Annotated in this window: 25 protein-coding genes; 9 read left to right on the top strand and 16 right to left on the bottom strand. The window is 41.1% G+C overall.

Going from position 1 to position 26,446, the window contains the following annotated elements:
• Positions 1–55: 55 nt before the first annotated feature.
• From K8Q91_03265 to recJ, 5 genes are all read right to left on the bottom strand, one after another.
• The gene (locus K8Q91_03265; GenBank protein MCE9628988.1) at positions 56–886 is read right to left on the bottom strand and encodes an MBL fold metallo-hydrolase; all 831 of its coding nucleotides are present in this window, start codon (positions 884–886) and stop codon (positions 56–58) included.
• Positions 887–950: 64 nt separating this feature from the next.
• Positions 951–1,163 carry a hypothetical protein gene (locus K8Q91_03270; protein MCE9628989.1) on the bottom strand — a complete coding sequence of 71 codons (213 nt, stop codon included), beginning with the start codon at positions 1,161–1,163 and terminating at the stop codon, positions 951–953.
• Between the two features lie 58 nt (positions 1,164–1,221).
• Complete coding sequence (locus K8Q91_03275) at positions 1,222–2,706, bottom strand: ComEC family competence protein (protein MCE9628990.1); 1,485 nt, start codon at positions 2,704–2,706, stop codon at positions 1,222–1,224.
• A gap of 21 nt (positions 2,707–2,727) precedes the next feature.
• Positions 2,728–3,153 carry a ribonuclease HI family protein gene (locus K8Q91_03280; protein MCE9628991.1) on the bottom strand — a complete coding sequence of 142 codons (426 nt, stop codon included), beginning with the start codon at positions 3,151–3,153 and terminating at the stop codon, positions 2,728–2,730.
• Between the two features lie 9 nt (positions 3,154–3,162).
• Positions 3,163–4,920 carry a single-stranded-DNA-specific exonuclease RecJ gene (recJ, locus tag K8Q91_03285; protein MCE9628992.1) on the bottom strand — a complete coding sequence of 586 codons (1,758 nt, stop codon included), beginning with the start codon at positions 4,918–4,920 and terminating at the stop codon, positions 3,163–3,165.
• A 29-nt stretch (positions 4,921–4,949) separates the two neighbouring features.
• Here recJ and K8Q91_03290 point away from each other — a divergent pair, with 29 nt between their 5' ends.
• On the top strand, positions 4,950–5,309 hold the full coding sequence (locus K8Q91_03290; protein ID MCE9628993.1) for an HIT domain-containing protein: 360 nt from the start codon (positions 4,950–4,952) through the stop codon (positions 5,307–5,309).
• Positions 5,310–5,311: 2 nt separating this feature from the next.
• Positions 5,312–5,689, top strand: a complete 378-nt coding sequence (locus K8Q91_03295) for a hypothetical protein (GenBank protein ID MCE9628994.1) — start codon at positions 5,312–5,314, stop codon at positions 5,687–5,689.
• 437 nt (positions 5,690–6,126) lie between these two features.
• On the opposite strand, the gene K8Q91_03300 is transcribed toward K8Q91_03295, so the two are convergent.
• Complete coding sequence (locus K8Q91_03300; protein MCE9628995.1) at positions 6,127–7,092, bottom strand: hypothetical protein; 966 nt, start codon at positions 7,090–7,092, stop codon at positions 6,127–6,129.
• Positions 7,093–7,277: 185 nt separating this feature from the next.
• Here K8Q91_03300 and K8Q91_03305 point away from each other — a divergent pair, with 185 nt between their 5' ends.
• A complete protein-coding gene (locus K8Q91_03305; protein MCE9628996.1) occupies positions 7,278–8,099 on the top strand; it encodes a hypothetical protein in 822 nt (273 codons plus the stop codon).
• A gap of 3 nt (positions 8,100–8,102) precedes the next feature.
• Here the strand turns inward: K8Q91_03305 and pgk are convergent, their stop codons facing one another.
• The 10 genes from pgk to K8Q91_03355 all read right to left on the bottom strand — a co-directional run bounded on the left by pgk (position 8,103) and on the right by K8Q91_03355 (position 21,162).
• Positions 8,103–9,170, bottom strand: coding sequence for a phosphoglycerate kinase (pgk, locus tag K8Q91_03310; GenBank protein ID MCE9628997.1), 1,068 nt, complete (start codon positions 9,168–9,170; stop codon positions 8,103–8,105).
• Positions 9,170–9,958, bottom strand: coding sequence for a triose-phosphate isomerase (locus K8Q91_03315; protein MCE9628998.1), 789 nt, complete (start codon positions 9,956–9,958; stop codon positions 9,170–9,172). Before K8Q91_03315 ends, pgk begins: the two co-directional genes overlap by 1 nt.
• Positions 9,959–10,179: 221 nt before the next feature.
• Positions 10,180–11,913 carry a hypothetical protein gene (locus K8Q91_03320; GenBank protein MCE9628999.1) on the bottom strand — a complete coding sequence of 578 codons (1,734 nt, stop codon included), beginning with the start codon at positions 11,911–11,913 and terminating at the stop codon, positions 10,180–10,182.
• Positions 11,914–11,946: 33 nt separating this feature from the next.
• Entirely contained in the window at positions 11,947–12,462 is a 516-nt protein-coding gene (locus K8Q91_03325; GenBank protein ID MCE9629000.1) for a prepilin-type N-terminal cleavage/methylation domain-containing protein, read from the bottom strand.
• 1 nt (position 12,463) lies between these two features.
• Positions 12,464–12,967 (bottom strand): prepilin-type N-terminal cleavage/methylation domain-containing protein, encoded by a 504-nt coding sequence (locus K8Q91_03330; GenBank protein MCE9629001.1) that lies wholly within the window; start codon positions 12,965–12,967, stop codon positions 12,464–12,466.
• Between the two features lie 4 nt (positions 12,968–12,971).
• Positions 12,972–13,430 (bottom strand): prepilin-type N-terminal cleavage/methylation domain-containing protein, encoded by a 459-nt coding sequence (locus K8Q91_03335; protein ID MCE9629002.1) that lies wholly within the window; start codon positions 13,428–13,430, stop codon positions 12,972–12,974.
• A 2-nt stretch (positions 13,431–13,432) separates the two neighbouring features.
• Complete coding sequence (locus tag K8Q91_03340; GenBank protein ID MCE9629003.1) at positions 13,433–14,647, bottom strand: type II secretion system F family protein; 1,215 nt, start codon at positions 14,645–14,647, stop codon at positions 13,433–13,435.
• 2 nt (positions 14,648–14,649) lie between these two features.
• Positions 14,650–16,395 carry a GspE/PulE family protein gene (locus K8Q91_03345; GenBank protein MCE9629004.1) on the bottom strand — a complete coding sequence of 582 codons (1,746 nt, stop codon included), beginning with the start codon at positions 16,393–16,395 and terminating at the stop codon, positions 14,650–14,652.
• A gap of 90 nt (positions 16,396–16,485) precedes the next feature.
• Positions 16,486–20,799 (bottom strand): hypothetical protein, encoded by a 4,314-nt coding sequence (locus K8Q91_03350; protein ID MCE9629005.1) that lies wholly within the window; start codon positions 20,797–20,799, stop codon positions 16,486–16,488.
• Positions 20,800–20,811: 12 nt separating this feature from the next.
• Positions 20,812–21,162 carry a hypothetical protein gene (locus tag K8Q91_03355; protein MCE9629006.1) on the bottom strand — a complete coding sequence of 117 codons (351 nt, stop codon included), beginning with the start codon at positions 21,160–21,162 and terminating at the stop codon, positions 20,812–20,814.
• A 384-nt stretch (positions 21,163–21,546) separates the two neighbouring features.
• Here K8Q91_03355 and nusA point away from each other — a divergent pair, with 384 nt between their 5' ends.
• The 6 genes from nusA (at position 21,547) to clpP (ending at position 26,246) form a co-directional block, all read left to right on the top strand.
• Entirely contained in the window at positions 21,547–22,725 is a 1,179-nt protein-coding gene (nusA, locus tag K8Q91_03360) for a transcription termination factor NusA (protein MCE9629007.1), read from the top strand.
• A gap of 24 nt (positions 22,726–22,749) precedes the next feature.
• A complete protein-coding gene (locus tag K8Q91_03365; GenBank protein MCE9629008.1) occupies positions 22,750–23,283 on the top strand; it encodes an inorganic diphosphatase in 534 nt (177 codons plus the stop codon).
• Between the two features lie 117 nt (positions 23,284–23,400).
• Positions 23,401–24,132, top strand: a complete 732-nt coding sequence (locus K8Q91_03370) for a hypothetical protein (protein ID MCE9629009.1) — start codon at positions 23,401–23,403, stop codon at positions 24,130–24,132.
• A gap of 20 nt (positions 24,133–24,152) precedes the next feature.
• On the top strand, positions 24,153–24,440 hold the full coding sequence (locus K8Q91_03375) for a hypothetical protein (protein ID MCE9629010.1): 288 nt from the start codon (positions 24,153–24,155) through the stop codon (positions 24,438–24,440).
• Positions 24,441–24,559: 119 nt separating this feature from the next.
• Entirely contained in the window at positions 24,560–25,615 is a 1,056-nt protein-coding gene (locus K8Q91_03380; GenBank protein MCE9629011.1) for a hypothetical protein, read from the top strand.
• A 46-nt stretch (positions 25,616–25,661) separates the two neighbouring features.
• The gene (clpP, locus tag K8Q91_03385) at positions 25,662–26,246 is read left to right on the top strand and encodes an ATP-dependent Clp endopeptidase proteolytic subunit ClpP (GenBank protein ID MCE9629012.1); all 585 of its coding nucleotides are present in this window, start codon (positions 25,662–25,664) and stop codon (positions 26,244–26,246) included.
• Positions 26,247–26,446: the final 200 nt, after the last annotated feature.

The raw sequence follows: 26,446 nt of genomic DNA on the forward strand, positions 1-26,446 counted from the left end.
GCTCTCTTATTATCACCCCGCGGGACCCAAAGGCACATCGGTGCTTGAGGGTCCCTTAACTTTGGGGAAATATCTTAAATGTAATTCTACCATCTTCAGCGGTTGATAAGATTTTAATATTTTTGTTTTCTAACTTCTCAACCACTTCTGGGTGGGGATGCCCATAGCGATTATTTTTACCAGCGGAAATCACTGCATAAACAGGATCAACAACTTCCAAAAAACTTTGACCAGTCGAGGTACGTGAGCCATGGTGTCCAACTTTAAGAACCGTCGACTGAATCTGACTACCATCTTTCTGAGTTAAATAATTTTCCACCTTCAGTGGCGAATCGCCGTTTAAATAAAAAGAAGTGCCTTTGTATTCCAATCGGCCGACAATGGAAGCGTCGTTCGTTTCCATTTTGGTCGTGTCTTGATCAGGATACAAAACAGTAAAAGTCACATCTTTGTCTAATATTACTTTCATCCCCCGGCGAGCCAATATTTGGGGCACCTGATTAGTAATAAGCTCAGATTCTAATCGTTTATAAATTTGAGTGTCCGCCGAAACTCCCGACTCTAATAGAGCACCTATTTGGAATCGATCTAAAACAAAATATAAACCGCCAATATGATCCGCGTCCGGGTGTGTAGCGACCACTAGGTCAATAAACCGATCGGACCAGGGTATGACTTGACCCAACTCCGATAAAACTACTTTTCCAGCACCACCATCAATCAACATTTGATTACCATTCGGCGCTTCAATAAAAATAGCATCGCCCTGACCTATGTTAAGAAAAGACACCCGCAACCCCCGATTAGTTGTTTGCCAAATGAATAACCAGACCAAACTCGTTATAATTATCAGAGTAGTTAATATCAGCCAGCGAGTTTTTTTCATAAACTAATTATAGCAAAAGAAAAAACCCGTCGAGCCATAGGCCCGACGGGTTTTTTCTTTAAAACTATTTCTTAGCTGGAGTTGAAGCTTGAGTAGTAGCTGGAGTGCTAGCTGCTGGCCCTACCGCCCCGTTAAGAAACTGTACAATTTGTTGAATTTGAGCGTTATTTTGGATAGTCAAAGATCTTACTTGATAAACCATATAAGCATGATAAACAAAGACTACAAAAATTGCTCCCAAAATAAACGCTACAACTATATTTTTATTATTTTTCATAAAAAATATTAAGACCTAATAATTCTGTAAAAACTACGTGCTACCTATTATAAATAATCTATAACTTCTTGCCTAGTGGATGAAGACTTTTAAAGCCCAACCAAAAATAGATTCCATACCAAACAACCACCACCACCAAAGGTAAGGTCGGCACCAAAAAAGCAGCAAAAGGTAAAAGCGACCACCATTTCACAATCATTAAAATATAAGACAGGGTCACCAAACTAAATCCGGCGAAAATAAAACTAAACCAATGACCAACAAAACCAATTAGACCAGTCAAAAAAACTACCAACATTGTTAGGGGTACCATTGGTAAAACCAACAAGTTAACTGGTAAGGCCACAATTGATAACTGTCCCACCTTATATAACAACCACGGTAAAACAAATAACTGAGTGGCTAAAGTAGAACCAACAATATCTCTCAAACCAAATCTTTCCGGCACTCTAGTTAAATAAGGTTCCAAAATAGTGGTGCCATAAATCAAACCAATAGTCGACAAAAAAGATAACTGAAAACCGACATCAAAACCTAAGACCAGTGGGTTATAAAAAATCATCCCAAAAGCCGCCAAGACGAGGGCCACTGTAATATCATAGTTTCGCCCTGTCGCCCTAGCCATCAACACCAAAAGAGCCATAACTGAAGCCCGGATCACCGTCGAACCACCACCAACCATGACCGCAAATAAAATTATACTAAAACCACCCACCGAGAGAGCCACCAACCGCGGTAAAAACAAACCAGCTAATTTCAAAATATTTTCCGCTACAATTGTAATATTGTAGCCAGACAAAACAACAATGTGGACTAGGCCCACCCGTCTGAAATCTTCTTGCCGGTCTTTACCTAACCCTTGCTTAGCACCAACCACTAGGCCACTAGCCAAAGAGACTGCCGGCTCGGGTATGTCACGCTCTAAGTTACTAATAAAACTTTGTTTAATTGTAAATAAAATTCGGACTGGCGACCACCACTGACCGGCTTTTATTTTCTTCACCTCTCCCCGACTGATTAGGTACTGGACTCCTTGAACTTTCAGATAATTAACATAATCAAATTCTCGACCAGTATCCGTTAGAAAATTTTTAGGTTTAGACAACTGCCCAACCACTTCTACTTTGTCACCGTACTCTACTTGGGAACCCAAAGGTACCACCACCAACACTGATTGATCCAAATTATTTGGCCTTACCAACAATCGTAGTCCAGTCTCACGTTCATCTGGTTCATCAACTATTTGGCCAGTTACAGAAATATTCTGACCAAGCTTTGACTCCAAACTGGCGACTGGTTGAATTTGGGTTTGATTAAATCTAAAACCACCCACACAAAAACCCAACAACAATAAACCAAGAAACACTAATTTGAAACTGGTTTGAAAATAAGACACTACTATCAACCCAAAACCAATCAGTAATATTAAGCCTAAATAATAGTTACCTACAAGCTGATAACTAGACCAAACAACCCCTAGGAAAAAACCACTAATTGTCAGTCCGACACTCCACCGTAAATCATTAATCGCCAGCCCCACCATTTTTAAATTCTAAAGTAAAAACTAACTATTTGTATCCATTGCCTCATTAGCTAGTCGATCCGCTTCTTTGTTTTCCTCTCTAGGTATTTCTACGACTGAAAAGTTTGGTATGTATTTTCCAAGTAAATCTTGAACCACCAACCATAAATCTTTCATCCGTGGTTCTTTTATTTTGTACTTTTTGGTAATCTGCCTAGCCACCAACTGAGAATCCATTCGCAACTCCACCTGAGCCAACTTTAACTCTTCCATTCCAACCACCTCTTTAATTTGCTCCAAGCCAAAAATCACCCCATGATACTCGGCTTCATTGTTGGTTGCCTCCCCAAGGGCCTTGGAGGCCTCGTGGATCATCTGTCCAACCTCATCTGTAATCACGATACCTACCCCTGCATTTCCAGGATTACCTCGTGCTCCTCCGTCAGTATATAAAATATATTTCTTCATCTTGTTATTTTAAACTACCGATCTAATATCAACAATCCGCAGTCTCAATTCAGGATAATTCTTAAAATTAGACTTCTCCAAGTTGGCCAATAGATCAATCCGGTGCCCAGAAATCAGGGCTACGTCCGGAAAATTATGTCCATTGTGACCATCAAACTCTTCACTTTCATCTAAAACCGGCGGACAACCAAAAAAGCCAATCGCTACCAACTTCTTACCGTTAACCTGAAACGATAATTCAATATGAATACCGCCATTGCCAAACGTTTTCACTCCCCCAATCTCAATATCTCGAAACAAAAAAACTGGTTTCGGATTATCAATCCCAAACGGCGACAATCTGTCCACTTCTTTAAAAGTGTCCCAGGTCACTTCACTCAAATCAAGCTCGCTGTCGATCATTTGCTCGATCACCACTTCTTCTTTCGGTAACTTGCCATAGGCCTCAATCAGTCGATTTTCTAATTCATCTTCTTTTTCTGGCGCCAGTGAGAAACCACCTGCATGAATATGTCCACCCATGTCATTAAAAAAATCTCGTCCTCCAGCCGCCATCATCAGCTCCACTAAATTAACCGAGCCATCCGACCGACAAGAACCTTTGATTAGACCATCGCCATTTTTACCCCAGACAAATGATACTCGATTGTATTTTTCGGTAATCCGAGCTGACGCCAAACCAAGTACTCCCAATCCCCAACTAGGGTCACCTACTACCACCACCGGTGCCACTTCCTTATGAGCAAAGTGATCAGTTACTGTTTGCATAATAGTTTCCACCAACACCTTTCGCTGTTTATTATTTTTCTCGAGATTGGTAGCAATCGTTCGAGCCACTGAATCACTGTCAGTCGTCAGAAGTTCATAAGCTTCCGAACCATGAGTCATTCGACTAGCCGAGTTGATCCGCGGACCAATCATAAAACCAATATCATCTTCCGCAATCACTCCTAATTTTAATTTAAGTACGTGAACCAAAGCCAAGAGTCCCGGTCGCCGGGTTTTATTGAGTACTCGCAAACCAAAGTTCACCAGCACTCGATTTTCTCCCACTAGCGGCACCATGTCCGACACGGTCGAGACAGCCACCAAATCCAGCAACCACTTCTCCCAACCAGGGACAATATCAAAACCACCTCGAGCGATCAGGCCTTGAACAAGTTTAAAAGCCACCCCCGCTCCACATAAGTTTTTGTTGGGATACACATCGCCCTCCCGTTTCGGATCAACAATTGCTAACGCTTCCGGCAAGATTTCGTGAGGTAAGTGGTGATCAGTAATAATCACATCAACACCAAGCTCTCGCGCTTTGACCGATTCCGCAAAAGCCGTAATTCCACAATCGATAGTAATGATTAATTTCACACCATCAGCGGCAAATTTATCAACTTGGATTAAATTAAGACCGTACGACTCTAAATGCCGATCAGGAATATAGGGTACAAAGTTTATAAAACCAACTTGTTTAAAAAATGTCGCCAAAATCGCTGTTCCCGGCACACCATCCGCATCGTAGTCACCAAAAATCACTATTTTTTCGTTGTTTTTGATCGCCAGCAAAATCCTCTCCACCGCTTTATCCATATCGGTCATCAGAAACGGGTCATGAATATGCTTCTCGTAATCTGGATTTAAAAAGGGGTCCGCTTCATCAATATCTGTAATCCCGCGGTTGTATAAAAGTTTGGCCACCAACTCCGGCAAGGGAGCAAGTTTTTTCTCAGCTTGTTTAGTAATAGCCGGTCTCAGTGACCATTTTTTTGCCATAGGACGTGATTATAGCATATACTTAGTTCATGACTGATTGTATATTTTGCAAAATAGTTGCCGGAGAAATCCCATCACACAAGGTTTACGAGAATGATAACTTCCTAGCCTTTTTGGATATTCATCCTCACTCCCCTGGTCATGTCCAAGTAATACCCAAGACTCACTACCGCTTCGTCTGGCAGGTACCAAATGCCGGCGACTATTTTGAAGTGGCTAAAAAGATAGCTTTAGCTCAACAAAAGGCTTTTAATACTGACTGGATCCTCAGCAAAATCGTTGGTGACGAAGTACCACACGCTCATATCTGGGTCTTCCCTAATGATAAAGTTAAAGGCGACAAAATGGATTTCGAAAACAATAAGCAAAATATTATAGCTAATTTATAATTATGACTAAAAAAATACTCTTGTTAATCAGTTTGATTGTGATCTTGGGTGGATCATATTTAATTTACAAAACGTCCATTCCTTTTAAGTCAGATGACCAAATTATTACTTATACAGACACATCTCTGCGGGAAATTATAATCCAAAATAAAAGTCTGGTATGTAATACGGGATACGCTTCCGGCCTTAGTGGTTTTAAAGCTACTATTTACATTAAAAATCAAACAGCGGAAATAGAGTATAAGGGTTCCGCTTTTAACCCAGAGACTGAATCAACAGAAATAACTCAAGAAAACTATTCCATCGACCTAAATAAACCAGACAACAAAAATTTATTTGATATAGACAATCAATATTTTACCTATAAGTGCACGAGGTGAGTATTTATATTTCACTTAATAAACTAGATTTTGAAAATAACAAACAAAAGATTGTAGGGAATCTATAAAAGTAATAAAGCCGGAAGAATATTTATTCTTCCGGCTTGGCGCTATCTATAGATTACTTACCTTCGAGATGACTCGGGGTATCACTCGAAACGGAATTAGGTTTCGGTCTGGGCACTAGCCGGCCTTTCGAGCCAGACACAATGCACAACCGCACTTTTTCTCCGCTAGGGCGAGGCACAATTCGCCCTTTGGAGCCCGACAAAACACCCATTACAACACCTCCCTTCTAGATGAGATCAAAAGCTACTTGGAATTCGACCCGCTCGTTACCTTTTCAGGTCGAGTGATCAAATTCGGCCGAGGAACCACTCGCCCTTTGGATCCTGAGACTGTCGGCATACTATCACCTCCTTTCTAATCTGATTCATTCACGAAAGTATACGCGACCAAACGCGCATCTCTTGGGTGAAAAGTTTGTTCACCGACTGACTATGCCCAGCAGGCATCATGGCCGGCTCGGCTTCGGTGCCCGTGCGACCATCAAGAGTTGGCAGGTAAAACTTCCCATCCCAACGCAGATTGAGCTCACCTGACCACATCAAGCTTTGCGGACGATATACCAACTGCGTCCCAGACGACAACTCTACTATCAAAGCATCGCCTTCTATCCTATCTGGTTTCCAAGGCAACGTCCGCAGGACTGGAATCAGATGTTCGATGTGAGCCAGGTCATACAGATTGATAATTTTCGGCACCCCATTAAGAAGAGTTTCAAAAGCCATCCGGCATGACTTCTCGTCTGAAAAGTCAGCAGTCTCTCGCTCCACCACCGCGTCAGCTGTTGAGATCATGGCTACTGACAACGGAACATCATTATCAGCGAGCATCACTTCAAACTCGGACCACCGACCCAGGTTAGTAGGAGAAAGGCAAGATGAGATGATCGGATCAAACCCTTGATCTTTCAGCTTGAGCACAGCGCCCCAAGCTTTATCGAAAGCCCCCTCTTTGTTTCTCTGGATATCGTGGTCCGCTCTCACTCCATCAACTGAGATGTTGATATAGTCGAGTTGCCGAAGTAGTTCTATAGGAGCGTTGAAAATAGTATATCCATGATCAACAATTCCTATTTTCTCTACCCCTGCTTCAAGACAAGCCTGGAGAAAAGCGAGACCTTTCGGGGTCAGCATTCTCCCGGCATAACCAACAGTGGCACCCCAACTAGCAATGAGCTTCGCCTGACGAGTCCAGTCATTAACTGTCTTTTCTTCCAAGTCGTGATGCCAAAAGCAATGACGACAAGACAGATTGCAAACCGCCACGATAGTAGCCACGACTCGAAGTGGGTTGATAGACCCGTCGAGTTTATTTTCCAACCACCGATCAATCAACATGACGTCTCTCCTCTAAAATAGTGTTGTTAATTGCAAAGATCCTTCTGGAAACATCATACATAAATCAACAAGTCAATACTGACAAATAACATAGCCCACCAAGAAATAGTCAAAATAACGTTATTTTACATTGTAAAATAACTAATCTATTTGACGAAAAAATCGTCACTTTGTATACTAAACTAATGTTTATTGAAGAAGAATCCAAGTTACTTGGTCTAACCTCTAAAGAAAAGAGGCTCTTAACCGGTCTTTCAGCTACTCCTATAAGTGTCTCAGCCTTAGCTAAACAGACCAAAATAAAACGCACCAGCCTCTATTCCCTACTAGACCATCTCTCTAGTAGAGGCTTAGTATCTAAAACCCTTCAGGGTAAGCGTTGGTATTGGTTTGCCACTCCAGCGAAACAGCTGCAAGAAAAGTTTTTTTCTTTGGCCGAAAATCACCGCACTACTAGTGAAGTTCGAGAACATGAGATTGGGATTATTGCCTCCCAAGACAGCGAGTATAAAATTTACCGAGGCAAGAATAAACTAATTACGATTTATACTGAATTAGCTAATTTACCAAGACATAGCCGCTTATATGGAATACAGCCAAACATTTCAGTCGGCAGTGTCTTGAAACACTTACCTGATGAAAATCTTATTACTATTAATGAGAGTTTTAAGAAACGTAATATTATTGTAGAAGCTCTTTTGCAGGAAGATTTTCTAACTGCCTACGCTGGCATACTTAAGCAAAAGAAACCCAAAAAAGAAATCTTACAATCATATGGAAATCGATTAGCAGTAACAACTTACATCCCTAAGGCTACCCTTAACTTTGATTCAGAAATAATTTTTTATGGAAATATTGTTTTATTCCTCAACTGGCAAGAGTTGGTTGCTATTGTTATTAAAAATAAAGATATCGTTGGTATTATGAAAGCCTTATTTGAGTTAGCAAAACTAAGCGGTGATCGTGTTGATCAAAACCCCCATGTAGAAAAACTGTTGGGCAAGTAAACTTTATTTCTTAAGCGCTTCCAGCCCAGGCAATGTTACCTCGGCTAAAAATTCGAGCATCGCACCACCACCAGTGGAGATAAAGTCTATTTGTTCATTAATATTCAAACCTTCTATCGCGGTCACCGTATCGCCTCCACCAATGATTGAGTAAGCCTTAGACTTAGCGATCGCTTTAGCAATAAGAGTTGTAGCTTGGCCGAAACCTACTTCAAAATTACCTTGAGGACCATTCCAGACCACTAGTTTAGCTTTACTAATTTTATCAGCCACAAAGGCTACCGACTGCGGACCAATATCAACGATCTTTTCTTGTTTACCGGTCGCTTCAGGCATTTTAATCGCATCACCCTTAGGACCACTAGTCACCACATCGATCGGCAACACCACATTTTTATATTTCAAAATCTCAGCCAAACCTTTAGCCTCGCGATCCACTACCGACTTCCCCACTTCATAGCCTTCTTTCAGAAAAAGAGCGTTGGCCAAAGCGCCACCAACAAACACAGTATCAGCTAATTTCGCAAAACGTTTGATCAAAGGCAATTTGGTCGAAAACTTTACCCCACCTAACACAAACACAAAGGGGTGTTGTGGTTTGAAAGCTTTAGATAATTCTTTAACTTCTTTTTCGACAAGGAGACCAGCATAAGCGGGCAACAACTTTGGCAGTGACACCACTGAAGCATGTTTACGGTGACAAACTGCAAAAGCTTCATTCACATAAATATCTGCCTCTTTGGCTAATTGCTTAGCAAAAGTTTTATCGTTTTTCTCTTCACCAGGATTGGAGCGAAGATTTGGGAGGAAAATTAAATTACCATAAGGCAACTTTTCACTCACGTATTCAACAATAGGTTCAATCGAGGCTTTCTCGTCACCAAGATGAGTCGCTAAGACAAGCGTCGCTCCACCGGCGACCAAATAAAGAAGAGTGGGAAAAGATTGATCAATCCGATAGGTATCCATAATTTTTCCATTCTTAATCGGCACATTCCAATCCACTCGGACAAACACTCGTTTACCAGCTAAATCTTTTTTCTTCAATTGTTTAATACTTCGTAGTTCCATTATTTTGTTTGAGTTTTAGCTACCACTTCACTGAGTCGTAAAATTTCACCAAAGTTTTTGGGATCAAGACAAGCCCTACCAACTAGCAAGCCGTCAGCTTTGCCAACACCCAAGAAACCCTCAGCATTTTTCGGACTAACTGAACCACCATATAAAACTTGAATAGTGTGAGCGGCTTCTTTACCAGCCAAACCACTAATCACTTTACGAATAAATAAGGCGTTGTGTAAAAAATTATCAGGTGTATCCACTCCAGTCGCATCTTTACCTATCGCCCAAACTGGTTCGTAGGCAATGACAATATCGGCAAATTGCGTTTTCTTTAATCCAGCCAAGCTAAGTTCCAATTGATTTTTTAAAATATTTAAATAGTCTCCATGAGTATCACGAACCTTTTCACCAATACACAAGATAACTGACAAACCAGCACTCAAAGCATTTTTAACTTTCACATTGATTTTCTCATCCGTGTCACCACTCGCCCGCTTTTCGGAATGGCCGACAATCGTGTATTCGGCGCCGGTGTATTTGATCTGACCAGCGGATAGCGAACCAGTGAAAGCGCCAACTCCTTTTTCCATTGATATATCTTGAACTCCTAAGTGAAAATTTTTACTGGAACGATGATTCAAAAAGCCCAAGAAGACCGCTGGCGGACAGATTACCGTCTCAGTATTAACCAGCTTTAGGGTTAATTTTTTAGTTTTTTGATACAAATCCTTCGCTTCCCGAGGAGTCTCAGGGTTCATCTTCCAATTCGCCACAATTAGTTTTTTTGCCTTAGCCATGTGGGTATTGTAGCACAACAGACCAATGGTCAAAACTGAGATTTTCAGAGACGAGCGAAACTAGTTCTGTAATAAACCCTTGCGTAACTGTCGGCTAGCCGGTTTTTGCCTCTAGTATTTAGACTGGTACTCCAGTAAGGCAAAATAGCCGACGTGGAGCAGAAGAAAACCACCCGCTGGGGTGGTTTTCTGTGGTTTGGAGCAGAAGCTAGTTGAGTGGTTTATTCAACCTCTTTCCACCCTGTAATATTCCACCCACCTGACGGACCACTAACAAAATTTTGATTGGCTAAACCAGAATCATAAACAATACTGGCATTATTAGAGAGAACAATTCGATTAGCTGTTGCTTCTTTGGCCCCAGAGTTATTAGAAAAAGTAATAGTGCCATTTTGCGCATTAAGAATCACCGTCCCAGCGTTGTTAGACACTGTAATAGCACTATCACTTGGGCTAGTGGTTAAGAGCATGATATAGCTCCCAGTCTGTCCAGAACCAGCAAAAGTGGCATTATTAGAAATCGAAATCGTGCCATCAACCACTATCACACCACTACCCGCACCATAACCAGATCCCAGACGAACACTGGTGTTATTAGAAACAGTAAAATTACCAGTCACCCACAATGTACCGTTAACCACCAAGGTTTTATTGTTAGACAAAGATAGATCACCCACAATCTTCCTAGAACCAAGATTAGTTGTCGATGTGGTAGCCGTAAAATTACCATTCCATACTCCTCCCGCCTGAGCTCCCGCCTTCCAAGCCTCAATATTAGCTTCGGATACGGGCCAGTTTTGGGCCACCGGATCAGCTTGTGAAGTGTTGCAAGCTTTATTATTACCAGAGCCAGTCTGACAATAAAGACTGCCAGCAATAGTAGAGTTGGTGACCGTATGAGCTTGGGCATTCCCCACTCCACTTTGGCCAACAGTAACCCCTGTAATAGTGGAGTATAAACCGCCTAGATATAATTTAAAGTAACCGTCTAGAGTGGCTGGACTAGTGGCTGACCAGGTACCACCATTTTGACCAATCTTAGATTGACCACCACTATAACCGTCATCATTAGCCCCAATAACATAATAAGCTGAGCTACTCTGAGTAGCATTATCAACCACCAACCAATAAGTGGTTCCGGGTACTAAGATCGGATTGGAGTTGAAGGTGGTGGTAATCCAGCCGTAATTAGTAGTCACCAAAGAAGAATTCAAAGTGCCTGTAGTAATAGAAGTAGATCCAGGTTTGCCAGCATTATCATTTCGAATATAAACGGTCGCACTAGCTGGGCTACCAACCTTTTTTAAATAAAGATCCACCTTGTTAACAGGTGAGGATGTGCTAACAATAAAACTTTGAGCGAAGTCTTGAGTCCCAGAAGTATTGCGGAAGTTGATACTGTTAGACGGACTAGTTGGAGTATCATTGCTTTGATCAGTCGAAAGAGCTGAGCTGTTAGCCGCAATTGCTGTTCCTCTAATATAGGAGCCGTTGGAACCGGTGATACTACTATTACTATAAACGTTACCGATTACCCCAGAGTTGTTAGACAAAACAAAACCACCCTGACCAACTTGCACCCCGTAATTGAAAGCAATTCCTGTACCTGTCACAGCTTGAGCTTGAATTTTACGAATATAATTAGTGATATTTCCTAAAGCGGTGATGGTTTTACTATTACCAGAGTCGGTCACCGCGGTATTGGTTTGGTTACCATCTAAAGACAGGACTTCGTTACTAGACACAGTTAGGCCATTCTTCAGTCGATACAAAACATCTTCTACTCCTGATTCAGCCAAATGAAAACTAGAGAGACTTGAGTTGATCGAAGTGGCATCTTTGGAACTTCTGACACCTGGATTGACAGAGCCAGTCATCAATAACATTCCCGCCAACAAAACAAAGAGTACCGAACCAATCATCGCTTGACCTGCTTGGTCTTTGTTGTTTTTCATATTGTTTTTATTATAGCAAAATTTTTTCTCAGACTAATATCCTCCACGCACCACGGCGGTGTCAGAAAAAGTACCAGTTGAGGAGGCCCGACCGCCAGCAGTCACTGTTAGATCAAAATTAATCCCCTCCGAACTAGCGGTTGAAAAACGAGTAGCCATAAATTTTGATATTTTAGTACTACTAGAGGTCAGGGCTTGAGCAGTGTTCACTCCAGTTTGGACAAACAAGGTACTAGTCGCGACAAAAAACTTAACAGTCGTTGGGCTACCGCCACTATCGTTTGTATTAAGTTGCAAAGTACTGAGATTAGCCCCTAAAACACTATTAGCCACATCAATAGAAGTAGCTTGCCTGGTTTCCAGGACCACTCTCATTAAAGTATTCTGCCCATCAGTCCCCGCCATGCGACGATTGTAAGCCAAAAGAAAAGCGTTGGTCGTAGACAGTAAAATTAAACTAACCACGAGCGAAACAATCACAAACAAAGCTAAATAAATTAAAGTTTCTAGTAGGGTAAAACCAGCCTGTTGATTAAGTTTATTGGCCATCTTAATTAGCAAAAAGATTAGTTAAATAACCACTAGTCACCACTGTGGAAGTAGCCAAGCGGTAAGGCCAAGCCACCGTGACTGTAATCAATTTAGTGTTAGTGTCCAATGTTCCAGACGGAGCAATCCGACTATTAACATCACGATAAACTGGCGCTAAAGAAATAGTTCTATAAAAGGGGCTATTGGTTTGAACGGTAGTGGTTGCCTGCCAAGCACCAGCATTAAAACGTAAATAATAATTTCTATTGGTAGTCAGCGGGGCCACGTTGGCAGTCCAACCACTATCACGTAAAACCCGAACCACCTCCAGACCCTGGTCAGCCAGTAAGCTAGCTTGTCGTTTTTTGAGCGTCTGACCTTCAAACACCACCATAGTTTGAATAGTCATCACAATTCCGCCCAGAATCAAAGAAATAATTGCAATCGCAATCACCGCTTCTACTAAAGAAAAGCCAGCTGATTGATTGAGATTAAGTCGATTACTTTTAAAAAAAAGAAGCATGATTTTATAATTGACCAGCTACTCCACTGGCCGAGATTGTAACCGTTGCTACTTTGGTCATATCAGATAACGACTTAATAGTAATATAACCAAACTGAGTCGTCTCGCCGGTTAGACGTTTAAAATAAACATTGGTCGCTCCGCCAACTAAATAGGGTTGAATTGTTAAATCACCAGACGAGGCAATGACTTGATTGTCACTAGCTGAAGAATTAAAGCTACTACCACTAAATAAAGTAATGGATGTGCTAGCAATATTGACCCCATAAGAGGTGTCATTATAGCCAGCGACCGTTTTGGTTCGAGCCTGACTAAGAGCGGAGATTACATTGGTCGCCATATCGCTAACCGCATGCCGGGAACGGTAAGCTGAGAGACTGACAAAAACAGTCACAGCCACTAAAGTTACAATCGTCATCGCGATTATTACTTCCAGCAACGAAAAACCTTTATTGTTAGTCATTTTTATAGTGCTTCGGTTAGTGAATACATTGGACCAATCATCGAAATAGCAAAGAAACCAACCGCACAACCAATCAAGACTAAAAGAACTGGCTCAACAATGGTTGAGAGATTCTTGGTCTTGTTATCGACTTCTCCTTCAAAAAAGATAGCCCCTCGTAATAACATAGCCGCCAACTCACCGGTCTCTTCCCCAACTTCCGCCATCTCACCAACCAATGGCGGAAAGAGATCTTCACGCGCTTTAAAAACCTGAGAGACCAAAACGCCCTTCTCAATCGCTTCAATTGAACCTAGTAATAAATTTTGATATTCCGTATTGTTAACCACCGATGAAGTGATTTTTAAACTCTCAGTTAGACTGACCCCAGCTGAAATCAAAGCTGATAAATTTCTCATCACCAAGGCTGAATTTAATTCTTGAACCATCACACCGATCACTGGCAATTTCAAAGCCAGCCGACTAATCATTATTTTACTAACTTTTGTTTTTCGCCAAAAAGAAAAACCAACCACTGAGGCTAAAGTCACAACAATGACAATCAAGTAATAATTAACAAAAAAGTTACTCAGACCAATGATTGCTCTAGTGGACAACGGTAAGTCTAATTTTAATTCTTGAAAAGTAGCAGTCAAAGCCGGTACCACAAAGATCATCATCAAGATCCCAATCAAGATAATGACCACAATAATAATGGCCGGATAAATCATCGCTCCGCGAATCTTGCGTTTCAATTCATAACTTTTGTCGAGCTGTTCGCCGATCAATTTGAGCGAACCAGGCAAAGTACCAGACTCCTCTCCCGCCGCGACCATGGCCGCAAAGACACTTGGAAAAACAGCTGGCTGTTCTAACAGGGCCATCGATAAGGACTTACCCGCGTTCACTTTGGCAATGATTTTGGCAATTGATTTTTTTAAAAATTTATTCCTAGTTTGTCGTTCAAACACAGATAAAGACCGAGCTAGGGCTAGTCCCGCCTCAAGCATAGCCGCTAGATTTTGGGCAAACATTATTTTTTCTCTTAAAGACACTCGCCCTATAGTTAAACCCCACCTCTGTAACAAACCAGACTCTGTTTGGTTAACTTCTGCTAATGAAGTAACAATATAACCTTCGTTACGAAGAGCTAGAGCGAGAGCTTGCCGGTCAAAAGCCTCTCGAGTCCCTTCGATACTCTGACCAGTCAAGTTTTTGGCTTTAAATTTAAATTCCATAATTACTCAGAGACCACTCGCAAAACTTCTTCTATGGTAGTTAGACCTTGAACTGATTTAAAAATCCCATCTTCAAGCATCGTCAACATCCCCTCAGCCTTACCTCTAGTTTCAATCGCTTCCGCTGTTTTACCCTGCATCACCAGTTCCTTAATAGTTAAGGTCATTGGTAATATCTCATGAATACCAACCCGACCAGAATAACCATCTTCCGATTCTTCGGTCGCTTTTGGTTTATAAAATGGAATACTCGCCCACTCATCTTTTGGACCAACAATATTTTCTTGTCTAAGGGCTTCTAAAACTCTAGTTAGATCCACCTTTTTACCTAGCGAATCAATCTCGGCCGAGCTCAAGTTATATTTTTCCTTTGATTCACACAATCGACGAACTAAACGCTGAGCAATAATGACATTGATAGTCGACACCACCAAAAAAGGCTCTGTCCCCATATCTAAGAGGCGTGGGATGGTGCCAGCAGCGGAGTTGGTGTGCAAGGTAGAGAGAACCAGGTGACCAGTCAATGACGCATTGATAGCTAAACTTGCTGTCTCGCCATCACGGATTTCCCCGACCATAATAATATCCGGGTCTTGGCGAACCAGAGAACGTAGGCCATTAGAAAAAGTTAGACCAATATCTGGCTTAACTTGAGTTTGATTAATACGAGCAATTTGGTATTCAATCGGGTCTTCAATGGTAGAAATATTAACATCGGGTGTATTTAACATCTGAAGCATGGTGTAGAGAGTGGTTGATTTACCAGAGCCGGTCGGTCCAGTCACCAAAATCATACCCGTACTAGCTCTCATTGCTTTATGGAGTCGCTCAAGACCCTCTCCATGAAACCCACTACCTTCTAGAGAAAAACCTTTAACCGAATCAGGTAACAGACGCATCACAATCTTCTCGCCAAAGTAAGTCGGTAAGGTAGAGACCCGGAGAGCAACATTTTGACCAGAGAGATCGGTTTTAAAACGCCCATCTTGTGGTAAGCGTTTTTCATCAAGGCGCAGATTGGCTAGCACTTTAACCCGAGCGGTTAGACCGGGAGCAGCCGACTTAGGCAAAATCATAGCGTCGTGCAGTAGACCATCAATACGGTAACGAATAACTAAATCTTTTTCGAATGGTTCAATATGAATATCAGAGGCTTTTTGTGACACCGCATGAGACAAAAGGGTGTCGACAATACGAACCACTGGCAAATCTTCAGCGATTTTTTTTAATTCTTCTGGTGAAGTCGGACCTAGGTCGCTAGTCGAGGATAAACTACTAGCTTCCTTTTGAATCAGGTCCCCAAACTCAGCTTTTAAACTTTTCTGATACTGAAGTAAGCTATGTTTGATAGATTCAGAATCAGTTAAACGAGGTAAAACCTTAACCCCTACTCCCTTGCGAATGAAATCAATCGCCTGTAAATCGCCCGGATCTAGCATGGCCACTTCGAGACCTTGGTCGGACTTAGAGTAAGCAATAATATTGTGACGGCGAGCAACTGGTTCGGGGATCAAAGTCAAAATAGTACGATCAATTTTATTTTTTTTCAAATCAACATACGGTATACCTAAAACATAAGCTTTAGCTTTTCGCCAATCGTCTTCGGAAATTTTACCATTACTAACCACTAGATCGGCGAACTTATTTTCATCCCCCCCTGCTTCAGTCCACAACAAATCAATATCAGCTTTACTGATCAAACGAGACTCGACTAAAAATTTTTTGAGTTCTAGCACGTCAGTGTGCATAATTATTTTCCATTATATCAAACAACCGTCATTCCCCCCAACAAAAAACTCCCTAATTGGGGAGTTTTTTGTTTTTAAAATTAATTATTTTTATTTAGCACAAACCAGACTAGCACCATTAGGCTGTGAAGACGTACTGCCAAACAAACTACTAGTCCTTCTACAGCTTATTTTCCATGAGTTAGCACTATTCGGCCTACTTTCTCTCAAAGCGTTCATTGACCCAAAAGATGAGTCACACCAAGCACCTCCACTAACTACTTTGTAAGTAGCCGGGCAAGTTAGAATATAGTTATCATTAGCATCACTTGAAGCAATAGAACCCGTACAACCTCCGCTTGCCACAAAATTTCCACTAGAATTTTTTGTCCATTCACAATAAATAGAAGCAATCTTAACATCATCCCAAATCGCCTGACCAGTACTATCTTTAGCTGTTAGAACTCGTCCCACTGCTGGAGCAGGATCTCCACCACTAGAGCCACTAGAGCCTTGCACTCTTAATCTATCAGTCAAGACGCCACCCATCACTCTTAATTTCTCATTAGTTGACTGTAAAGTAGCCAGCCCAGGAAGGTTAATACCTACTTTACCAGTCCCAGATTCCATAATTAAGTTAGATCCGCCTGCTACCCAAGATGTGCCATTTGATTTCAAAATCTGGTTAGCGTTAGTCGAGTTAGCTACTGGTAAACCACTTAGTGTTTCGTTGGAAGGCGCCCAAGCTGAACCATTCCATTTTAAAACTTGTCCGTTACTAGGAACAGTAGCAACTACTGAGCGACCTTGTAGTTGGTTGGCGTTCCATAGGGCTTGAGTATTTTGAGTGCTTAAAGTATTTCCAGAAATAACCAAACCTGTACCAGCTGAATATAAAGGTATACTATTCCCCCCAGAAATCGCTAAGGTGTTGTTACTAAATGATAAAGTCTGCTTATCATTATCAGTAACTGATGGAATAATAACTGATGCATTTTGCCAAGTAGCTAAACCATTAGCGTCAGATACTAGAATTTTATTAAGGCCCGGACTACCACCACGAATACGAATCTGACCATTTACGTCTAGTTTAGTTGTAGCTTGACCCAAAATACCGAGTCCAAGATTACCAAACACAGCCTGGTTACCAACCACCAATGAAGCCCCCATTACTTGAAGATCGGCTCCAGCGGTCACAACTCCTCCATCGGCAATCTTAAGACTATCAGTTCCAACCCAAGCACCATTATCATAGCGCAGAGTTTGATCAGCTTGTCCGCCAGGTAAACCACTACCACCACCTATTTCAGCCAAAGTTTTCCAAACTGCTTTTCCAGTTGAATCGGTAGCTGTCAAAACTTTATTTAGACCTGGAGTGCCACCACGAACAGTGATTTCTCCACCAATATCTAGTTTTGTACCAGTTTGAGTTGGAACTCTTCCTATACCGACGTTACCGTTAACTCCCTCAATCATAAAAGCTTCGGTCGGCCATTGGGCTTGATTGGTTCCCATGTTTGCTTGACGATAAATACGAAAACCCTTATCCAATCCACCGCCTGTGTAGTTATCTAAGTTCCAAACAGGAGTTTGGGTTGGGTCTGGATTTGTTGATTCAGAAGAAGCTAGGAATAATCGCGCTCCATTACCACGAATCAAAGCTTGGCCTGTTACTTCTAGGTTAGCCCCTGAAAATCCAGACTCAGAACTAACAATTAGTTTACCGTCTACATTAGTGTCTCCATTTACGTCCAATTTAGTTTTTGGCGCATTAGTACCAATACCAACGGAACCGCCTGATTTGATTCTCATATATTCACTAAAACTACCGCCAGAACCGGCCACTCCATTCCAACCACTGAAAACCAAGTCGGCGGAACCATTAACGTTAGTCAAGATCGATTTAATCTGAGAATTACCAGCATTACCATTATAGGTGCTTGGCTCTAGACCAAAATTCAAAGCCGCTTCGTTATTAACTTGAGGATTTGCCCCATTAACAATAGAAATCTCACCTCCACGACCACCAGCAACATTCTTTAATACAGTAAATAATGAAGTTGGAGCATTGGTACCAACACCAACATTACCAGTACCATTATCAATCCTTAAGCGTTCGATACTGTTTGTTCCACTTCCCCTTCCGGATTTAAATACTATATCTTTATCAGCATCAGCGTCTGAAATAACAACGGCTTGCGCAGGTCCATCATAAGCAAAGGAAGCTCTATTGTTTACAACAAATTCAGCCGATTCACCAATCAGTGGAGAAGCACTTGAATTCAAATTTAAAGTATGTGAAGGATTTCCAGCTGTAATAACAACTTTACCAGAATTGGTATTAAACAAATCATTACCAACCTTGGTCCAATTAGAATCACCACCAGAAATATTCAAAGTACTAGTTGCTTTCCAAGAAGCAAAACCGAGACTATTAGAAACAAGAACCTTTCCTTCACCTTGATTTCCGTCTCGTAGGATCAATTTACTTTGAGCATTTGAAGAATTGGTCTCATTTCCAATAGTAAGAATACCTGGAATATAAACCTCTCTGTTAGCCCCTCCACCATCTAGACTTAAAGCTGGGGTTGCATTGTTGTCTAAAGTGGTAGGCACTATCTTTATAGACGCAGTTTCTGTTTTCCCACCAATAACACCCAAGATATTAAAGACTCCATTTAGAAGGACGTTACTAGTTTGAGGACTAACATTCAAAACACTGTTCGGCTCCCACTTACTACCAGACCAGGCAAGAGTCTGACCAGTACTAATACCATTTGAGACATTATTTAGAGAATCATCTACAAAGACACAGAAACCGTCCTCCCCACCAACACAAGGACGATATTGAGTACTATTACGCATTTGAATGAGGCGTAAATTTTCAGATAAGCTTATTTTCCAATCCTGTGGTTCATAGTCAGCATCACTGGGGGTACAATTTGTACTACCAGAACCTGGGGCATAACCCGAACTAGTATTAGAGTCACAATGATAGGCGCCCGCATTATAAAAAGCTAAATAAGTATTGTACTCACCAGAACTAATCTTCCAATCTTTATTAGTGTCGGCTGAGTGATATTTTTCAGAAAAAGTTGAACAGTTAAGGGCGCCATTTTGACCTTGAATACAAAATTCTTTAGCGATAGCTGAATTAGAAACCTCTAAATTACCATTAACAGACACCTTGCCTGTTAACAAATTACCAGCGTCTGTCCTAATATCGAGAACTTTATTACCACTCTCATCAGCAAAGCTAAAACCTTGAGCGTTAGGGCTATCAGTTTTTAGCATTAAAGACTTATCTGTATCATTAATTATGTACCAATTTTGGCCACTAGCACCCTGAAGACGGAAAAGTCTAGCAAGGTCACCAACCACACCAGTCGCACTAACACTCAATTTGGAACCAAAAGCTGAATTAGAACCTATAGCTAAATTCCAATTATTTTTTCCATTTACTAGAGGGGCGTCAGTTTGGTCTATGGAAATAGAATTATACTCAGGCTTCTTTAACCAGTAGTTATCGCCGGTCATTTTCGTACAAACTCGACTAGCGCCAGTACCAACACAGTTATATAGGTCACCATCGTAAGTGATATCGCCACCAACATTAAGATCGTCGTAAACGTTAACCAATCTTTTACTACCAGCCAAACCGCCACCGTAAATATCAAGAGATCTAGGTGCGGTATTGTTGTATCTTATTTTTCCAGCATCAGTCGCCTTAGTACCTGGAAGAACGGTCCCAAATTCCAAAGAATTAGCACCAATAATTTCTGCCCCTTTACCCAAGATACTTGTTTCACTAACAGAGAATCTACCTGCAATACCTAGGTTAGCTTTAATCCCAACATTTCCATTAGGGTTTTTATTTACCAGTTGACCCACATCATTAACCTCCCAATTGCTATCACCACCACTAGTGGTACAAGCACCACTTTGAACACATTCATTATAGATAGTTTGAAAATCAGCCCAATCAGCACTACCAGAACTATCAGTTGAAATTAAAATTTTATTTTCACCAGCAGTCGAAGTGGCGTACTGGAAACTCTCACCGGCACCAAGCATTTTGGTCGCTAAAATACTTCTAGCAACCAAAAAATTGTCCACAACAAGACTGTCGTTACCACTAGTCAAATCACCAGTACCAATATTAACAACATTACCAAAAAGACACTTAAAACCGCCCAAAAGACCACTGCCAGGAATACAATCTGGAGCCTCTATATTTTTTACCACCAACTTACCACCTAGAGTTAAACCACCATCTTTTTTCTGACTAGTAGCAGTGACGTTAATCGGTTCTGGAGCATTATTATCTGGTGGGTTGGACGGAGCTGGTGTCCAGGCGGCTTGAGCGGTAACCACCAAGGTCAGGAGAAGGAGAACTGAAGTGAGAAATATTTTACTGGATTTCATATTAAATAAAGATTATTTAGTTTTTAATTGCTTCAACACTTCTTCAATTTCAGCTGGTGTTGGCTCCTTAGCACCAGCAGAGCCAGAAGCCTGAGCGGATGGTTTAGACAATTGCTCCAAAATTGCTTTAGTTTCAGCTGCAGTTGGTGGAGGAACAGGTTTACCATCAGCTCCAACTGGGGGTTTACTCAACTCTTTTAAGATCTGACTCACTTCTTCAGGAGACAGATCTTGCCCAGAGTTTATTGAACCATCTCCAGCTGTATTTTGGCTGTTGGACAACCAAACCAGACCAACTACTATAAGGACAATTACTACGACACCGATAATAGTAGAAATAATTTTACTGCTGGATGAATTCATAAAATAAGTTTTTAAAAATTAATAAGTATTAAATATCCAAAAAATATAAAATGTAGGAGAAACCCACTACACCACAATATTACATTAAACATAATACCAACAAACAAGTCTGCTCACAATAAAAAAGTTAACTCAATGTTGATAACCTGAATCAGATACGTGGCCACTTTTAATTCGTTTTATTAAAAAAATATCTATTTATTAACTTATTTTTTAAAATAAACTCAAATATTTATTCCACCCACCAAGCTTGCAAAGTAGACCTGGACGTGATATACTTAATCATAACGATATGAGACTGTCTGAATGTCCGCTCCGAGAGGAAACGGACATTTTTAGTTAAAATTTCGTTTAAAATAATTATTCATAGCTAAAATATTTATGATCGATTTAAAAGCACTCAAAGGAGCTCTTGATCAATTAGAAGAAGAGCGCAACATTCCTCAAGATAAAATAATCGAAGCGATTGCTGACTCTTTGGTGGCCGCTTACAAAAAAGATTACGGTAAGAAAGGACAGATTGTCCGGGCTCATTTTGATATGGATTCAGGTAAAATTGAGTTCCAGCAAATTAAAATTGCTGTCGACAACACCACTGTCCGCCTAGCTGAAGAAGAACCAACTGACGACTTGGATGAACGACCTCGTTTCAATGAAGAACACCATATCTGGCTAGAAGACGCCCAGAAGATTAAGCGTGACTGTCAATTGGGAGACGAATTAATCTTTCCGCTCGACACTCAGGAAGATTTTGGCCGAATAGCCGCTCAAACAGCCAAACAAGTAATCATCCAACGAATCCGAGAGGCAGAAAAAGTCTCTATTTTAGATGAATATGAGGGACGCGAAGGCGATATTATTAATGGAAAAGTCCAAAAACTAGATCGGGGCAACGTTTTCATCGACCTTGGTCGAACAACAGCCATCTTGCCTTACGAGGAACAAGTGCCAGGCGAATATTATCGTCAAGGTGAACGGATCCGCGCTTATTTGTTTAAAGTAGAAGACACTCCTCGTGGCATTGCTTTAAAACTGTCTCGTTCTCATCCTAAATTTGTTGAAAAACTATTTGCTGTAGAAGCACCCGAGATCGCCAATGGCACCGTAGAAGTCAAAGCGATCGCCCGAGAAGCTGGTTCGCGCACCAAAATAGCAGTTATTTCTCACGACCAAAACATCGACGCTGTCGGTTCTTGTGTCGGCCAAAAAGGCTCACGAGTAAACACCGTTATTACCGAACTAGGGGGTGAAAAAATCGACATTATTGAATGGTCAGACCGAACTGAAACTTTTATCGGCAGTGCTTTATCACCGGCCAAAATCAACGAAGTTAAGATAGACGAAGAAAACCGCTCCGCTACTATTAGTGTCGATCCTGACCAGTTTTCACTAGCAGTTGGTAAAGGTGGCCAAAACGTCCGCCTAGCAGCCAAGCTAACTGGTTGGAGAATTGATATTGTTACCCCTGAAGGGTCAAATAAAGACTTAGCTGAAGTAGTAGAAAAAGTGACCACCGAAGAGACTCCCACTGAACCAGTTTCTACCGAAGAGGCTACTGTTTAATTATTAATTTAATCTAAATATCTTATGAAAAATCTGTGGCACGACATTCCATTTGGAAAAAGTAACAATAAATTCAACGTCATTATCGAGATTCCAAAACTCTCTCGAGTCAAATATGAACTAGACAAAGAAACTGGATTAATTCATGTCGACCGTGTTTTGTATTCACCAATGCACTACCCGGCCAACTATGGTTTCGTACCTCAAACTTTATGGGATGACGGCGACCCGTTGGATGTTTTAGTTATGTCTCATGAACCATTTGTCCCAGGCTGCCTAGTCGAAGTTCGACCGATCGGTATTATGGAGATGCAGGACGATGGCGAAGGCGATGCTAAAGTTTTAGCAGTGCCAACCAAAGACCCTCGTTTTAACACTGTCACTGACATTAGAAATCTAGAACCACACACTTTGGACGAAATTTCTCACTTCTTCAAAGTTTACAAAGACTTACAAAAAAAAGAAGTGGTGGTGGGAGAGTGGCTTGGTCACGAAGAAGCCGAAAAAGCGGTAGACCACTCTATAGAAGTTTACAATCAAAAATATCCTCGTTCTTAAACCCTTTCTGGACAATCACAACAAATAGCTCCATATGGTATACTTAAAGTTACCCTATGGGCTTTTTGTTTAATGGTCTAAAAAGCCTGAGGGTTTAACAGATTTACTTAAAAACATATGAAATACTATAAAATTATTCCTTTAATAATCGCCATGGCTTTAGTGGTAGCTAGTCCAATCCCAGTATTAGCTGAGGACTCCCCCAGTATAACCAACACCCTAAAAGAACGAGCTCGTGAGGCTAGAGAAAAATTCCAAGCTGAACGTGAAGCGGTTAAAGAGCAAGGACTTAAGGACAGGGCTGAATTTAAAGGAGAAAGAGCGGAGATCAGGGGAGAACACCAGGATAAAATTAAAAGTATCTTAGATGATGATTCTGTCAGTACTAGCTCTAAAAGAGACCTTTTAAAAGATGAACGAGAGATGCGCCGAGGAAAGGTGGACGATTTAAAAAAAGATCGAATTGAAGCTTACGCTAGTCGTATCACTCGTCGACTAACCGCTGCTATTGAACGTATTAGCAGCCTAATTGATCGAGTAGAAGAAAGATTAACTAAAGCTGATGCCAAAGGAATAGATATCACCAAAGCTCAAGGTCTCATTAGCGAAGCGCGGACCAACCTTAGTGAAGCCAAAGTTGGTTTAGCTGACTTCCAGGCCAAGGTTAGTGATTTGGTAACTACTTCCACCCCAGGTGAATCATTTGTGAAGGCAAAAGAAGCAGCCGGCACAGTGATTACTAAAATCAAAACCGCTCATGCTAAAATAGTAGAAGCGATCACTTCTCTTAAAGCCGACCTGAAAGACAGTCCAGACGATCAATCAGATGATAGTAGTGCTTCAAATTAATTATTAGTTATTTTTTATTCATGGACACTCAAAACAAAAACCCAGAGTCAGTTGGACCAGTATTAGGTATCGTAATTATTATTGCTATTCTAGTAGTTGGTGGTATCTTCGCCTTTACCAATCGCTTAAGTATCAACAATAGTACTCAGTCAGCTGAAGAGATTGAAGTTTCACCTGATGAAACAACTATTAACCTAAGTACCCAGAGTACCTCCACCGATCTGACCACTATTGAAGCGGACGCTCAAGCCACCGACCTCAACAATCTCGATATCGAGCTTGAAGCGATGCAAAAGGAGTTAGAATAAAAGAGATTAATAAATTTCTCGTCACCAAAAAAACTGGCCCCTACGGCCAGTTTTTTTGGTGGCAAATCAAATTAAACCCCTAATTGCAATTCCTAAAAAATCCGCTATGCTAGAGGCCTATGACTAATATAAAAATCAATAAAATTAACGACAGTGAGGTAGAAATTATCGGTGAAGTTGAGTCGGTTGAGTTTATGAAACACTGGACTCCAGTCGTGAAAAAACTTAATGAGCAAGTCACTCTCGATGGTTTTCGCAAAGGCAACGCTCCTGAAAAAATCTTACTAGAAAAAATCGGTGAAGAAAAAGTTCTAATTGAGATGGCTGACACCGTCTTTGCTAAGCTTTACCCAGAAATCCTGACTGAGCACAAGATCGACGCCATCGGCCAACCGCAGGTTTCTATCACCAAACTCGCCAAGGATAATCCCCTCGGTTTCACTATTAAAACCGCTATTGTTCCAACTTTAAAACTACCCGATTATAAAAAGATTGCTAAAGAGACTGTGGCGAAAACCGAAAAACCAACCGAAGTAACCGACAAAGAAATAGAAGACGTCATCTTTGAATTACAAAAACAACGAGCCATGTCGTTGGAGGAAAATAAAGACCTCAAACCGGAAGATAAAGACAAGTTGGTCCTCCCGGAAATTACTGATGAGTTCGTGAAAACTCTCGGTAAATTTGAAAATGTGGCTGACTTTAAAGCCAAGATTAGAGAAAATTTAGGATCAGATAAAGAATTTAGAGCCAAGGAGAAAACTCGTCTCGCTATTATGGACGCTATTGCTGAGAAGATCGAAGTCACTATTCCTGACATCTTGGTTGAGAGCGAACTAAACAAAATGGTTCAAGAATTAAAATATGAAACCAATCGCATGGGCCTAAAGTTTGATGATTACCTGATTCACCTCAAGAAAACCGAAGACGAACTCAAACATAACTGGAAAGCTGACGCTGAAAAACGAGTAAAGTTAGGTTTAGTGGTCAACGCGATAATTGACGATGCTAAATTAGAAGCTACTAAGGAGGAATTGGAGCACGAAGTTAGTCACATGCTTGGTCATATGGGCGATCAACAGCCGAGCGATAAAGATTTACCTCGTGTCCATTCCTACGCCGAAAACACCATCCTCCACAAAAAAGTCTTCGAGCTATTAGAAAATAATAAATAATGATAAACTTTTTCTAATTACTAGTCTTCGTTAAAACACAAATTATATGTTAATACCAACCGTAATCGAAAAATCACCACTCGGCGAACGAGCCTACGATATTTACTCACGCCTATTAAAGGAACGAATTATTTTTTTGGGCGGCATTGTGGACGACTATGTGGCCAACCTAATCATCGCTCAATTATTGTTTTTGGAATCTGAAGATCCTAAAAAGGATGTCACTCTATATATCAACTCCCCTGGTGGCTCAGTCAGTGCCGGTCTCGCTATTTACGACACTATGAATCACATTAAACCAGACGTTTCGACTGTCTGTGTCGGCCTCGCCGCTTCCATGGGAGCTTTCTTGTTATCATCAGGAACCAAAGGCAAGCGCTTTATGCTTCCCAACGCTGAAGCCATGATTCACCAAGTCATGGGTGGGGCGGAAGGCCAAGCCTCTGATATTGCTATCAGCGCTAAACACATCCTTCGCACTAAGGACACTTTAAACAAAATCTTAGCTAAAAACACTGGTCAAAAGGTTGAGCAAGTTGAAAAGGACTCCGATCGCGACAACTACATGACGGCCGAAGAAGCCAAGAAATACGGTTTAGTCGATGACATTGTAAAACCAAAGAGTCGGTAAAACAAGAGACGGATACCAAAAAACTGGCCACACGGGCCAGTTTTTTGGTATCCAACCACACTAGACAAAGACAAAATAATTTGATATTGTAAAAAAGTCCTTATTATTAAATTTGATTTTACGACACCCTTACCTTTTCGAATTTTTAAGCCTATTTTTTCCGATTTCACTCTTATGTTCACTCAGATTCACTTCTATCA

It is taken from the genome of Candidatus Vogelbacteria bacterium (assembly GCA_021414225.1).
Classification (GTDB): domain Bacteria; phylum Patescibacteriota; class Minisyncoccia; order Phycocordibacterales; family XYD1-FULL-46-19; genus JAIOOX01.